This window comes from Aeromonas sp. 604176, from assembly GCF_049170755.1.
Lineage (GTDB): Bacteria > Pseudomonadota > Gammaproteobacteria > Enterobacterales > Aeromonadaceae > Aeromonas > Aeromonas veronii_A.
This window is the reverse complement of sequence record NZ_JAAKNE010000029.1, coordinates 1-13,303: the sequence shown is the minus strand read 5'-3', so window position 1 is coordinate 13,303 and position 13,303 is coordinate 1. Positions and strand designations below refer to the sequence as shown.

At 64.9% G+C, this 13,303-nt stretch carries 10 protein-coding genes and 1 pseudogene; all 11 read right to left on the bottom strand.

Translation table 11 applies throughout. The features are described 5' to 3' along the window. Positions 1–52: 52 nt before the first annotated feature. Positions 53–1,477: a magnesium transporter gene (gene mgtE / locus G5358_RS07410; RefSeq protein WP_421323878.1), complete on the bottom strand. Its 1,425-nt coding sequence runs from the start codon at positions 1,475–1,477 to the stop codon at positions 53–55. Positions 1,478–1,623: 146 nt separating this feature from the next. Continuing rightward, positions 1,624–3,024 (bottom strand): siroheme synthase CysG, encoded by a 1,401-nt coding sequence (cysG, locus tag G5358_RS07405; RefSeq protein WP_421323877.1) that lies wholly within the window; start codon positions 3,022–3,024, stop codon positions 1,624–1,626. Between the two features lie 12 nt (positions 3,025–3,036). Beyond that, positions 3,037–3,849 carry a nitrite transporter NirC gene (gene nirC / locus G5358_RS07400; protein WP_421323876.1) on the bottom strand — a complete coding sequence of 271 codons (813 nt, stop codon included), beginning with the start codon at positions 3,847–3,849 and terminating at the stop codon, positions 3,037–3,039. A gap of 57 nt (positions 3,850–3,906) precedes the next feature. Then, positions 3,907–4,224 carry a nitrite reductase small subunit NirD gene (gene nirD / locus G5358_RS07395; RefSeq protein ID WP_325782821.1) on the bottom strand — a complete coding sequence of 106 codons (318 nt, stop codon included), beginning with the start codon at positions 4,222–4,224 and terminating at the stop codon, positions 3,907–3,909. Next, positions 4,224–6,770, bottom strand: coding sequence for a nitrite reductase large subunit NirB (gene nirB, locus G5358_RS07390; RefSeq protein WP_421323875.1), 2,547 nt, complete (start codon positions 6,768–6,770; stop codon positions 4,224–4,226). Before nirB ends, nirD begins: the two co-directional genes overlap by 1 nt. 291 nt (positions 6,771–7,061) lie before the next feature. After that, positions 7,062–8,150 (bottom strand): ABC transporter permease, encoded by a 1,089-nt coding sequence (locus G5358_RS07385; protein ID WP_421323874.1) that lies wholly within the window; start codon positions 8,148–8,150, stop codon positions 7,062–7,064. A 2-nt stretch (positions 8,151–8,152) separates the two neighbouring features. Continuing rightward, entirely contained in the window at positions 8,153–9,262 is a 1,110-nt protein-coding gene (locus G5358_RS07380) for an ABC transporter permease (protein WP_421323873.1), read from the bottom strand. After that, positions 9,259–11,028 carry an ATP-binding cassette domain-containing protein gene (locus G5358_RS07375; RefSeq protein WP_421323872.1) on the bottom strand — a complete coding sequence of 590 codons (1,770 nt, stop codon included), beginning with the start codon at positions 11,026–11,028 and terminating at the stop codon, positions 9,259–9,261. Before G5358_RS07375 ends, G5358_RS07380 begins: the two co-directional genes overlap by 4 nt. After that, positions 11,025–11,993: a secretion protein HlyD gene (gene hlyD / locus G5358_RS07370; RefSeq protein WP_216952628.1), complete on the bottom strand. Its 969-nt coding sequence runs from the start codon at positions 11,991–11,993 to the stop codon at positions 11,025–11,027. Before hlyD ends, G5358_RS07375 begins: the two co-directional genes overlap by 4 nt. Positions 11,994–12,078: 85 nt before the next feature. Then, complete coding sequence (locus G5358_RS07365) at positions 12,079–12,720, bottom strand: TetR/AcrR family transcriptional regulator (protein ID WP_421323871.1); 642 nt, start codon at positions 12,718–12,720, stop codon at positions 12,079–12,081. A 268-nt stretch (positions 12,721–12,988) separates the two neighbouring features. Next, positions 12,989–13,303, bottom strand: a pseudogene (gene hslU / locus G5358_RS07360) (HslU--HslV peptidase ATPase subunit); the annotation flags it as partial.

The window sequence follows — 13,303 nt, the reverse complement described above, 5'->3', positions numbered from 1 at the left end:
GCCTGAAACAACAAGGGAGCCAGTGGCTCCCTTGTTGTTTTCAACGCACGGTTTACAGCAGGAACAGTGTCGCCAGCCCGAGGAAGATAAAGAAGCCGCCGGTGTCGGTGATGGCGGTGATCATCACGCTGGCTCCCACCGCCGGGTCGCGGCCGAGGCGGGTCATGGTCATGGGGATAATCACCCCCATCAGGGCGGCCACCAGCAGGTTGAGCATCATGGCCAGGGTCATCACGGCGCCGAGCGCCGCATCCTGATAGAGCAGATAGGTGGCAATGCCCATGGTGCCGCCCCACACCAGCCCGTTGATAAAGGCGACGCCGAGTTCCCGCAGCAGCAGGAAGGAGAGGTTGCCTGCCTGAATGTGCTGCAGCGCCAGCGCCCGCACTATCATGGTGATGGTCTGGTTGCCGGTGTTGCCGCCGATCCCGGCGACGATGGGCATCAGCGCCGCCAGTGCCACCAGCTGGGAGATGGTGTGCTCGAACAGGCCGATCACCCGCGAGGCGACAAAGGCGGTGCAGAGGTTGATGGCAAGCCAGGCCCAGCGGGTCTTGACCGCCTTGGAGACAGGGGCAAACACATCTTCATCCTCGCTGATACCCCCCATCCGGCGCAGGTCGGTGTCACTCTCCTCATAGACCAGATCCACCACCTCTTCGACGGTGAGGCGGCCCATCAGCTTGCCCTTGCCATCCACCACGGCGGCGGAGAGCAGGTCATCCCGCTCGAAGGTGCGGGCGGCCGCTTCGTCGTTATCCTCCGGATCGAAGGTGACCGGATCCCGCTCCATCACGTCGCTCACCAGAGTGGCGGGCTTGTGCAGCAGCACTGTGGTGAGGGCCAGCTCCCCCAGCAGGTGGTTGCGCCGATCGATGACGAACAGCTTGTCGGTGTTGGCGGGGATCTTGCCGCGCAGGCGCAGATAGCGCTGCACAGTGGCGAGCGTCACCTCGGGGCGGATGGTGATGATCTCGAAGTCCATCATGGCGCCGACGGTGTGCTTGCCGTAGCGGATCACCTCGCGCACCCGATCCCGCTCGGCGGGGGCCATGTAGGTGAGCAGCCGCCCCATCAGGTTGCGCGGCAGGTACTGGCCCAGATAGATTTGGTCGTCGATATCCAGGGAGCGCAGGGCGTGCAGCAGCTCCTTGTCGCTCATCCCGCTGATGAGGCTGTCCCACACCGTCTCCGACGCTTCGACCAGGATCTGGCCGCGCTTCTCCTCCTCCACCAGCGCCCACAGGGCATGACGCTCATCGGGCGGCAGCGACTCCAGCGCATCGGCGACGTCGGCGGCGGGCAACCCGTTGACCAGCGTGGTGAGTTCGCTGGTCTGATCGCGCTGTTCGGCATCCTGCACCACCTGCGGATCGAGCAGGCTGTCGGTGAGGGCATCATCGCGCAGCAGCAGGGTGAGAATGCGGGATCTGTCATCCGCGCGCTGCCGGGCGCTGTTCTTGATGGGAAGAGACATGGGATGAATTCCTGAGATGGTAGCCAAGGGCTCAATGCCCATAGGATACCAGACTTAAAACAACAGGTTATGACCGTGATAGGGGAAGAGGGAGGTAAAAGTGAGGCCACCTGCTGGTGGCCTCATGGTGATTTGCCGAGGATCCCTCAGGCGAGGGCTTGCTGAACCTGCGGTGCCTCGCCAAACCAGGCGAGCCGGTCGGCAAGGGTCACCACGGATCCCACCATGATCAGCGCCGGGCTTTCGACCCCCACCGCCAGCGCGGGTAGCTCATCGAGAGTGCCGCGAATGACCCGCTGGCAGGGCTGGGTGCCGCGCTCGATCAGCGCCACCGGGGTGTTGCCCGCCTTGCCGTGGGCCAGCAGCTGCTCGCGGATGGTGGCGCAGGATGAGAGCCCCATGTAGAACACCAGCGTCTGTTTGTCTTTGGCCAGCAGTGACCAGTCGAGATCCCGGGCGCCCCCCTTGCCGTGAGCGGTGACGAAGCGCACGCTCTGGGCGTGGTCGCGATGGGTCAGCGGAATGCCGGCGTAGGCGGCGCAGCCGCTGGCCGCGGTGATCCCCGGTACCACCTGAAAACCGATGCCAGTGCCGACCAGCGTCTCCAGCTCCTCGCCGCCACGGCCGAAGATAAAGGGGTCGCCCCCCTTCAGCCGCACCACCCGTTGCCCCTTCTGCGCCTCCTCCAGCAACAGCTGGTTGATCCCCTCCTGTGGCACGCAGTGGTTGCCCGCCTGCTTGCCGACGAAGATGCGCTTGGCGTCGCGGCGCACCAGCGCCATCACCTCGTCGGAGACCAATCGGTCATAGACCACCACGTCGGCTTGCTGCATCTGGCGCAGGGCGTGCAGGGTGAGCAGACCCGGATCGCCGGGGCCGGCCCCCACCAGCACCACTTCGCCAGCACTCTGGCTTTCGTCGGCAAACAGGTTGTCGGCCAGCTGGTGGGCAGAGGCGCTATCGCCCCGCGCCAGCGCCTGACCGAGCCGATCCGCCCCGAGCAGCCGCTCCCAGAAGCGGCGCCGCTCGCCCATGCTGGCGAAGCGGGCCTTGACCCGATCCCGCAGGCTGCCGGCGAAGGTCGCCACGGCCCCCAGATGTTGCGGCAGCATAGCTTCCAGTTTTTCCCGCAGCAGCCGGGCCAGCACCGGCGCCTTGCCACCGGAGGAGATGGCTACCATCAGCGGTGAGCGGTCGATGATCGACGGCATGATGAAGCTGGAGCGTTTCGGGTCATCCACCACGTTGGCAAAGATCCGCGCCTGATTGGCGCTCTGGTAAACCAGCGCATTCACCTCGCGCCGATCGGTTGCTGCCACCACCAGCCACTTGCCCGCCAGTTGCTGCGGTGCAAATTCACCCGCCAGCCACTCGATGCTCCCGTTGGCAGCCAGTTCCGCCAGCTCGGGGTCGAGCTCGGGTGCTACGACTGTGAGGTGGGCACCGGCATCCAGCAGCAGGCGCGCCTTGCGCTCCGCTACCTCGCCGCCGCCGACCAGCAGCACGGGTTTGTTGTCGAGTCGGCAAAAGATGGGCAAGTAGTCCATGGGGCCTCCGGATCAGGCGGTTCGGGTCTGGTTGGCGGTGCTGGTGGTCTCGCTCATTGCGACCGGGCGCTCCGCCTTGGGGGTGGCATACCAGTAGCCGAGGCCCATAAAGAGGACGCCGGAGGCGGTGTTGCCCAGCGTCACCCACAGCAGGTTGTGGCCGATGCCGCCCAGGGTGTAGGCCTCGGAGTGGGCGCCAAACCAGGAGAGAGCGAACAGGGTCATGTTGGCGATGGAGTGCTCGTAGCCGGAGGCGATAAAGGCCAGCAGGCACCACCAGATGGCGATGAAGCGGGCGGCCCCTTCGGTGCGCAGCGCCATCCAGATGGCGAGGCAGACGAGCCAGTTGCACAGCACGCCCTTCATAAACAGGGTCAGCGCCGGGGCCTGGGTCTTGGCCAGCGCCACTTTGTGGGCCAGATTGCCCGCGTCCGGCAGCAGACTGCCGCCGTAGGAGTAGATGAGCGCCACCACGACGGAGCCAATCAGGTTGCCCGCCCAGGTCTGCGGCAGGATACGCAGCAGGTCGGCCATGGTGATTTTGCCCGTCTTCACCCCGAAGGTGAGGAACATGGTGTGGCCGGTAAACAGCTCGGAGCCGGCGATGATCACCAGGGTCAGGGCGATACCGAAGGTGGCCCCCATCACCAGCGGCCGGATGGCGGGATCCACCAGATTGCCGAGGGTGAAGATAAGGATGATGCCGAGGCCCACATAGGCCCCCGCCATGGCGGAGCTGAGCCAGAAGCCGAGCTTGTCGCTGCGCTCGAAGCGGTTGATGCGGGCCGCGTTGGCGGCGCACTTGTTGATGGTTTCCGTGTACATCTTGTGAGTCCTTGAAAGGGCTGCCCACAGGCAGCCCGAAAGAGAGTGAAATCGGCGTTAGACGGCGACCCACACCTGCTGGTCACGCACTTCGACGGGGTAGCCCTGCACCGACATGGCTGCATTTTCGAGGCAGTGGCCGTCGCGCAGACGGAAGTGCTGCTTCTTGAGCGGACTGGCGACCCAGAGCTCGCCCTCGTGTTCGCAGATGATGCCCCGCGACAGTACGTTGGCGGCGAAGAAGGGGTCCCGATTGTCGATGGCGAACACCTCGGCCGCTTCGCTCGGGCGGAACAGGGCTACCTGACGTCCTTCGATCAGGGCGCAGACACCGGTTCCCGGCATGATGTCGTTGAGTTGGCAGGCAAGTTTCATCATTTGGTTTCCACCTCGATCTGGTAGACGGGGATGCGCTCGGCCGGGGTGGCCGGTCGGTGCTGGTCGCGCTCGCTGACGAACTGAACGTCCGGGTCGCGCTTGTCGCTGTTGATGAAGTGGCTGAAACGCTTGAGCGCTTCCTCTTCGTTGAGGGTGCGCGACCATTCGCACTCGTAGCTGTCGATAAGGCGTTGGATATCGCGCTCCAGGGTGTCGGCCAGCCCCAGCTTGTCGTGGACTATCACCTCGCGCAGGTAGTCGACGCCCCCTTCCAGATTGCCAAGCCAGACCGAGGTGCGCTGCAGTTTGTCGGCGCTGGTGACGTAGAACATCATAAAGCGGTCTATCAACCGGACTAACGTCTCGCGGTCGAGGTCAGACGCCAGCAGATCGGCGTGGCGCGGCTTCATGCCGCCGTTGCCACCCACATAGAGGTTCCAGCCCGCGTCGGTGGCGATGATGCCGACGTCCTTGCCCTGGGCTTCCGCGCATTCACGGGTACAGCCGGAGACACCGAACTTCATCTTGTGGGGGGTGCGAATGCCCTTGTAGCGGTTCTCGAGGAAGACCCCGAGGCCAACGCTGTCCTGCACGCCGAAGCGGCACCAGGTGCTGCCGACGCAGGTCTTGGCCATGCGCAGCGCCTTGGCGTAGGCCTGACCGGTCTCGAAACCGGCCGCCAGCAGCTTGCGCCAGATGGCGGGCAGATCATCCTTCTGGGCCCCGAACAGACCGATGCGCTGGGCGCCGGTGATCTTGGTGTAGAGCTTGTAGTCGCGGGCCACTTCGGCCACCGCCAGCAGCCCTTCCGGGGTCACTTCACCGCCGGCCATGCGCGGGATGACGGAGTAGGTGCCGTCCTTTTGCATGTTGCCGAGGAAGATGTCGTTGGTGTCCTGCAGCTGGGTATTGAGCGGGCTCAGTACATAGTCGTTCCAGCAGGAGGCGAGGATGGAGCCGACGGTCGGTTTGCACACCTCGCAGCCATGGCCGTGACCGTGCTTGGCCAGCAGCTCGTCGAAGCTCTTGATCCCCTCCACCTTGACCAGGTGGAACAGCTCCTGACGGGAGTAGGGGAAGTGGCCGCAGAGGTGGTTGTTGACCTCGATGCCCTGCTTCACCAGCTCGGCGTTGAGCACCTGGCTGATGAGCGGCACGCAGCCACCGCAGCCGGTACCGGCCTTGGTGTGCTGCTTGATGGCGGCCAGCGTGGTGTGGCCCTCGGCCACCGCCTTGGCGATGTCGCCCTTGGAGACGTCGAAGCAGGAGCAGATCTGGGCGCTCTCCGGCAGGGCATCCACCCCCAGGGTCGGCTTGGCCCCGGCGTAGGCAGGCAGGATCAGGGTGTCCGGGTGGCTCGGCAGGGGCAGGGCATTGAGCATCAGCTGCAGCAGGTTGCCGTAATCTTCCACGTCACCCACCAGCACGGCGCCGAGCAGGCGGCTGTTGTCTTCGCTCACCACTATCTTCTTGTAGACGCCGGCCTGGTCATCCTGGAACACATAGCTGTGGCTGCCCGGGGTGCGGCCGTGGGCATCACCGATGGAGCCGACGGAGACGCCGAGCAGCTTGAGCTTGGCACTCATGTCCGCCCCTTCGAAACGGCTGTCGCCGCCGAGCAGATGGTCGACGGTGATCTGGGCCATCTTGTAGCCCGGTGCCACCAGCCCGAAGAAGCGGCCCTGCCAGGCGGCGCACTCACCGATGGCATAGATGTCGGGGTCTGAGGTGAGGCAGTGATCGTCGATGACGATGCCGCCGCGCTCGGCGATGGCCAGATCGCCGTAACGGCCCAGGGTATCCTGCGGGCGGATGCCGGTGGAGAAGACCACCACGTCTACTTCAAGCGTGCTGCCGTCGGCGAAGGCGAGGCGGTGTTTCGCCTGCTCACCGCCGTGCATCAGGATCTCGCTGGTGCTCTTGCTGGTGTGTACCTGCACGCCCATGGATTCAATCTTGCGGCGCAGCAGCTGGCCGCCCTGGCCGTCGAGCTGCTCGGCCATCAGCACCGGAGCAAACTCCACCACGTGGGTCTCGAGACCCAGTGCCTTGAGGGCGCCGGCGGCTTCGAGACCAAGCAGACCGCCCCCGATCACCACCCCGCTCTTGCCGCTCTTGGCCGCGCTACGGATGGCTTTCAGATCCTCGATGGTGCGATAGACGAAGCACTCGTGGTGCTGACTGCCCGCAATGGGCGGCACCCAGGGGTAGGAGCCGGTGGCCAGCACCAGCTTGTCGTAACCGACCACTGTGCCCTTGTTGGAGTGCACTTCGCGGTTGGCCCTGTCGATTTTTTTCACCGCTTCGCCGAGCAGCAGGCGGATGCCGTGCTTGTCGTAGAAACCGGGTTTGACGAGGGAGAGATCTTCGCTGGTGTGATGGGAGAAGTAGGAGGAGAGATGGACGCGATCGTAGGCGGGACGGGGTTCTGCACCGAAGACGGTGATCTCGTAGCGGCCCGGGTCGGCCCGCTCGATCAGCTCTTCGATGAAGCGGTGCCCCACCATGCCGTTGCCCACAACGACCAGTCTGACTTTGCTCATAGTTGCCTCAAGTTTGGAGTAATAAAACATCATTCTGAGGCTAGGCTACCCAGTTGGAGGGGGCGGCCAATTGATGCAAATCAAGTGTCCATTTATATATCTCATCAGGGGTAACTCGATAAAATTCAGTGCTATACAAAAATAGGTATACCAGTTGATGATTTGTGGGCTTGGCTGGAGGGAGGCAATCGGGGGAAGAGTGATTTGCTGTATGGAGGGAGATGAAAACATCTACCGCCAACACGCCGGTCTCGCACTGGGTGAGACCGGCATCGCAAGTCGGGTGGCGAATCAGGCGATATGGCGGCGGAACAGGGCGAGCGCGATGGACAGGCTGATGCCGCCGATGGCGATCAGGGGCCAGAGCAGGGGCCAGGCGGCCGACCAGCCCAGCCCCTTCAGGAAGACCCCCTTGAGCAGCACGATGAAGTGGGTCAGGGGGTCGATGGCGGCCAGCCACTGGAACAGGGTCGGCATGTTCTCCACCGGCGAGACATAGCCAGAGAGGATCACCGCCGGCACCATGAAGCAGAAGACCCCGAGAAACGCCTGCTGCTGGGTGGTGCAGAGGGAGGAGATGAAGAGACCGATCCCGGCGAGCGCCAGGCCGTAGCAGACCATGCCGGCCAGCAGCAGGGTCAGGCTGCCGGAAAAGGGCACCTGATAGACGAAGCGGGCAGCCAGCGCGACTATGGTGCCCTGTCCCACCGCCACCAGGATGCCGGGCACCGCCTTGCCCGCCATGATCCAGCCCGGGGTGAGGGGGGAGACCAGCAGCTGGTCGAAGGTGCCCTCCTCCCACTCCCGCGCCACCGAGAGTGCGGTGACGATGAGGCAGCCTATGGTGGTGATGATGGCCACCAGGGAGGGGAGCACGTGCCAACGAAACTCGATGTTGGGGTTGTAGAGGTGGCGCACCGGCAGCTCGGGGGCGCCGCGCCCCTCGCTCTGCCAGCGGGCGATCACCTGGTTGATGTAGCCCGCCGCCACCTGGCCGCCGTTGGAGCGACGCCCATCGATGACAAGCTGCAGCGGGGCTGTGTCGCCGCGGGCCAGCCGGCGGGAGAAGTCGGGGGGGATGATCAGCCCGAGCAGCGCCTGCTGCCCGGTGATGGCCTCGGTCATTCCCGCCTCGCCTTGCACCGGAATGATGGTGGTGAAGGCGGGCATATGGGTGAGGCGCTCGATCAGCTCGCGGCTCTCGGCGCCGCCGTCCTGGTTGTAGATGGCCAGCGTGTTGCCGGTCACCTCCAGGGTGGCGGCGAAGGGGAAGAGGGCGGTCTGCAGCAGCACCGGCATGATCAGCAGGAAGCGCCCCTGGGTGTTACCCAGCAGGATGGCGAGCTCTTTTCGCACCAGCCACCAGAGTCGAGTCAGCATGCTTACTCCAGGGTGCGCCGCGTCTTGCGGGCGGTGAGGGCGAGCCAGAAGAGCGCCAGCAGCAGCAGGCTGAGGGCGTTGACCAGCAGGATCGACAGCACGTTGCCCGCCTGATAGAGGGTCTGCAAGGAGCTGGCAAAGTAGCGGGCCGGAATGAGGTGAGTGATGGCCCGCAGCAGAGGCGGCATGCTGGCGATCTCGAACACGAAGCCCGAGAGCATCATGGCCGGCAGGAAGGCCGCCGTCAGGGCCGCCTGGGCGGCGTTGAACTGGCTGCGCATCAGGGTGGAGAGAAACAGCCCCAGCCCCAGGGCGCTGCCGAGAAACAGGCTGGTGACCAGGAACAGGACGACCAGGGAGCCGCGCCAGGGTACCCCCATCACCACCACGGAGAAGAGCAGGCAGATGAGCATGGCGGCGATGCCGAGCCCGTAATAGGGCAAGAGCTTGGAGAGCAGCAGCTCGGTCCTGGTCACCGGGGTGGCGAGCAGGGCCTCCATGGTGCCGCGCTCCCACTCCCTGGCCACCACCATGGAGGTGAGCAGGGCGCCTATGATGGTCATCACCACGGCGATGGAGCCCGGCACCAGGAAGTTGCGGCTCACCAGCGCCGGATTGAACCAGGCGCGGCTCTCTATCGACACCGGCATGGCGACCCCCTCGCCAGCGAGCCACCCCTGCCAGATCCCCTGCACATAGTTGGTGACGAAGTTGGCGGTGTTGGGCTCGGAGCCGTCGGTGAGCAGCAGCGCCTGCGGCGTGCCATTGCCCTGACCGGCCAGCGCGCGGGAGAAACCGTCGTCGATCACCAGCAGGCCGCGGATCTCGCCACGGGCCAGACTGGCGAGCAGGGACGCCTTGCTCGGGCCGCTGTGGATCTCCAGTGCCGTAGAGCCGCGCAGGGCCTGCTCCAGCCGCACCGCCGGGGCGCCGCTATCGGTACGCCAGATGCCGAGGCGCAGATGGTCCACATCCAGATTGATGGCGTAACCCATCACCACCAGTAGCACCACCGGCATGATGAAGGCGATGAGGATGCTGCTCGGGTCACGGACGATTTGCAGCGTCTCCTTGCGGCAGAGGGCCAGCAGTCGCCGACGGTTGATGCTCATGCGTCCTCCTCGCTGGCCCGCTCGACCAGGGTGATAAAGGCCTCTTCCATTGTTGGCAAAGAACAGGTCGGCAAGGAGCCGGTTGGCAAAGAGGTCGCCGCCTCTTTGGCGGCCAGCCCTTTGAGATCGTCCGGGGTGCCGAGCGCCAGCAGCTTGCCGCGATAGATGAGGGCGATGCGGTCGCAATACTCCGCCTCGTCCATAAAATGGGTGGTGACCAGCACGGTGACGCCGTGGTCGGCCAGCGCGTTGATGTGCGACCAGAACTCGCGCCGGGTCACCGGATCGACCCCGGAGGTGGGCTCGTCGAGGAACAGCAGCGGCGGCTCGTGCAGCAGGGCGCAGGCCAGCGATAAGCGCTGGCGCAGACCGAGCGGCAGGGATTCCGCCTTTTGATCGAGCCAGGGGGCGAGGGAAAAGGCAGTCACCATGGCGTCGATCCGCGTCTGCTGGTGGCGGCCGAACAGGCCGTAAATACCGGCGAAAAAGGAGAGGTTCTGCGCTACGGTGAGCTGCTTGTAGAGGGAGAACTTCTGTGCCATGTAGCCGAGGCGCTGGCGCGCCGCCGAGGGGCTGTGGGCCAGATTGATGCCGGTCACCAGCGCCTGTCCCTCGCTCGGGCGCAGCAGGCCGCACTCCATCTTGAAGGTGGTGGACTTGCCCGCCCCGTTGGGGCCGAGCAGGCCGAAGATCTCGCCGCGGCGCACCGCAAAGCTGACATCATCGGTGGCGGTAAAATCGCCGAAGCGCTTGGTGAGGTGGCGCGCCTCGATCACCGCCTCGGGGGAGACCCCCTGCGGCAGTTCAGCTTCCCGCATCCCCGCCGCCAGACTCGACTCCCCGCCGGGGCCGCCGCCGAGCAGGTCGATAAAGGCATCCTCCAGCCGGGGCTGGGCCGGTTGAAAAGCGCCGCTGGCGAGATGCAGCTCCGAGAGCGGCGGTGGCGTCATGCCAGGGTGCAGCAGCAGGCGAACCCGCTCCCCCGCCACCGCGCCATCCATCACCGCCGGGTGAGCCAGTGCCCGGCGCAGCAGGGCACGCCGCTCGCGGCCATCCAGTTGCCCCGCCTCCAGCAGCCAGCAGCGGCTGGCCATGGCTCCCATCAGATCGGCCGGGGTGCCGCTGGTGCGCACCTCGCCATCCGCCATCAGCAGCACGTGGTCGCACAGCTCCGCCTCATCGAGATAGGCGGTACTCCAGAGCACCGTCATCCCTCCCTTGGCCAGCTCGCGTACCATCTGCCAGAGGGCGCGGCGAGAGATGGGATCTACCCCGACCCCGGGTTCGTCGAGCAGCAGCACATCCGGGGTGCCGAGCAGGGCGCAGGCCAGCCCGAGCTTCTGCTTCATCCCGCCAGAGAGCTTGCCTGCGGGTCGTGCGGTGAAGCGGGCAAGATCGGTGAAGGCGAGCAGCCGCGCAAAGGTGGGCGTGCGTTCGGGCTCCAGTACGCCGCGCAAGTCAGCGTAGAGGGTGAGATTTTCCAGCACGCTGAGATCCTCGTAGAGGCCGAACTGCTGGGGCATGTAGCCGAGGCGCTGACGCAGCAGATCTCCCTCGCTTACAGGATCCAGCCCCAGCACCCGGATGGTGCCCGCTTCCGGGATCAGCAGACCGGCCAGCAGGCGCAGCAAAGTGCTCTTGCCCGCGCCGTCGGGGCCGACCAGCCCGGTGATGCCGCCAGCCGGAATGGTGGCCGAGATGGCGTTGAGGGCGACCCGCTCGCCAAAGCGTTTGGTGAGCCCTTCAAGGGAGATGGCGCTGTTCATGGCGCCAGCCTGACGGTGACCGGCATCCCTTGGCGCAGGGCCGGGTCGGGATCCTGCACCACGATGCGCAGCCGGTAGACGAGGTGAGTGCGTAGGTCAGGCGTCTCCACCGATTTCGGGGTGAACTCGGCGGTCGGCGAGACAAAGCCCACCACCCCGTGATAGGGCTTGTCTGGCCGCGAGTCGGTGGTGAGGGTCACTTTGGCGCCGCTCGGGAAGTGGCCGAGCCAGGGCTCCTCCACATAGGCGCGCACCCAGACTGGCGCAGTCAGGGAGAGGTTGAAGGCGGTCGCTCCACTCTGCACCATGCTGCCGTTCTCGATGGCGCGACTGATGATGATGCCATCGCTGGGGGCGGTCAGGTTGGCATCTGCCAGCGCCAGTTCGGCACTGGCAAGCGCCGCTTTGGCCCCTTCCAGTTGGGCATCGGACTGGGCAATCTCTTCCGGGCGGTAGCCGGTTTCGAGCTGGGCGAGCTGTTCGCGTGCCGAGCGTACCTGCGCCTGGGTCTGATCCCGCTGGGAGCGGGCGGTATCGAGCTGACCGCGGGAGATGGCGCCGGTGGCGGCCAATGCGCTCTGGCGGCGCCACTGCTGGTTGGCCTCCAGTGCAGCGGCTTCGGCGGCGGCCAGTGCGGCCCGGGCGCGGTCGGTCTCTTCGCTGCGATAGCCTTTGTGGATCAAGGCGTTGGCGGCAGTGAGCGCAGCCAGATTGGCGCGGGCGCTGTTGCGGCTGTGGGTGAGGGGAACCGGATCGAGGCGGGCCAGCAGTTGACCGGCTTTTACCCTATCCCCCTCATCGACCAGCACCTGATCGACGCGGCCGCCGACCCGAAAGGCCAGATTGACGTCGCGAATATCGACGTTGCCGTAGAGGATGGAGCCGTCGGCCGGGCGCCCCTGCCACCAGAGGTAGCCACCGATAACGGTTAGCAGCAGGGCCACGATTGCAATGCGTTGCTTCATACCACTTCTCCTTGAGGATGGTTCTGCAACCAGAGGTCACCACTGAGAACGGCCAGCAGCAGAGCTACCATCGCGATGCGTTGTTTCATGCCGCTTCTCCTGCTTTCATGTCGGTGGGGCGCAGGCCGCGCAGGGCCCATACCAGCCGTTGTCTGGCGGCCTCAGGGCTGTCTATCTGACTCAGAAAGGGGGCGGCCTGTTCGGGCAGCCAGCCGAGCTGGCGACCGCTGCCGGCGATCACCAGCGGCAGGCCGACCGACCCCATGATGAAGATCATCAGCTGGAGCGGGTGACCCGCGACCAGCGACCCTTCCGCCTGTGCCATCCGTACCTGCTCGATCAGCAGCAGGGGATGACGGCGCGGCAGGCTGAGCAGAAAACGCTGGGCCGCCCCTTCGCCTGCCAGCGCATCGCCAAACAGGTGGTTGATAAAGCCGCGCTGGCGCGCCACCAGCCCGATCAGCGCCTCCAGGGTCGCCTCGAACATGGCGATGGCAGAGGGGTAGGAGCCTTTAGCTGCCACCGATTTGAGCTCGTCATAGAGGGGGGCGTACCAGAGCTCGACCAGCTCGTCGATAAAGGCGTCGCGGTTGCCGAAGTGGTAGACGAAGGAGCCGAGGTTCACCTCGGCCGCCGCCGCCAGCTCGCGTACCGTCAGGCCGCGCAGCCCCTTCTCGGTGGCGATGGCGAGGCCGGTATCGAGCAGTTTCTGCCGGGTTGGATTCATCTTTCTGGTTCCTGCTGCACAGATTTCGATCTGATTTATACATATGTATAAATCAACCGCACAGAAGTAGACAGATCTTTTTATGAGCAAATTTCAGCAGAGATGAAAAACGGCGGGCGTTCGAAAGAGATGGTTTGAAAACGTCTTTGGATTAAATGGGTTGTCGCAGATAAGGGTCAGAATTCGGGCGATGGGGGTGAGATGGAGGAGGCGATTGAGAAATAAAAACGCCTCCGTGAAGGGAGGCGTTTTATCGGGAGGGGCGCGTTTACAGAATAAAGCGGCTCAGATCCTCATCCTCGACAAGCGCACCGAGGTGGGCGTTGACGTAGTCGGTGTCGATGACAAAGGTCTCGCCGGACTTCTCGGAGGCGTCGTAGGAGATATCTTCCATAAGGCGCTCCATCACGGTGTGCAGGCGACGGGCACCGATGTTCTCGGTACGCTCGTTGACCTGCCAGGCCGCTTCGGCCAGACGGCGGATGCCATCCTTGGTGAACTCGATATTGACCCCTTCGGTGGCCATCAGCGCCTTGTACTGATCGGTCAGCGAGGCGTTCGGTTCGGTCAGGATGCGCTCGAA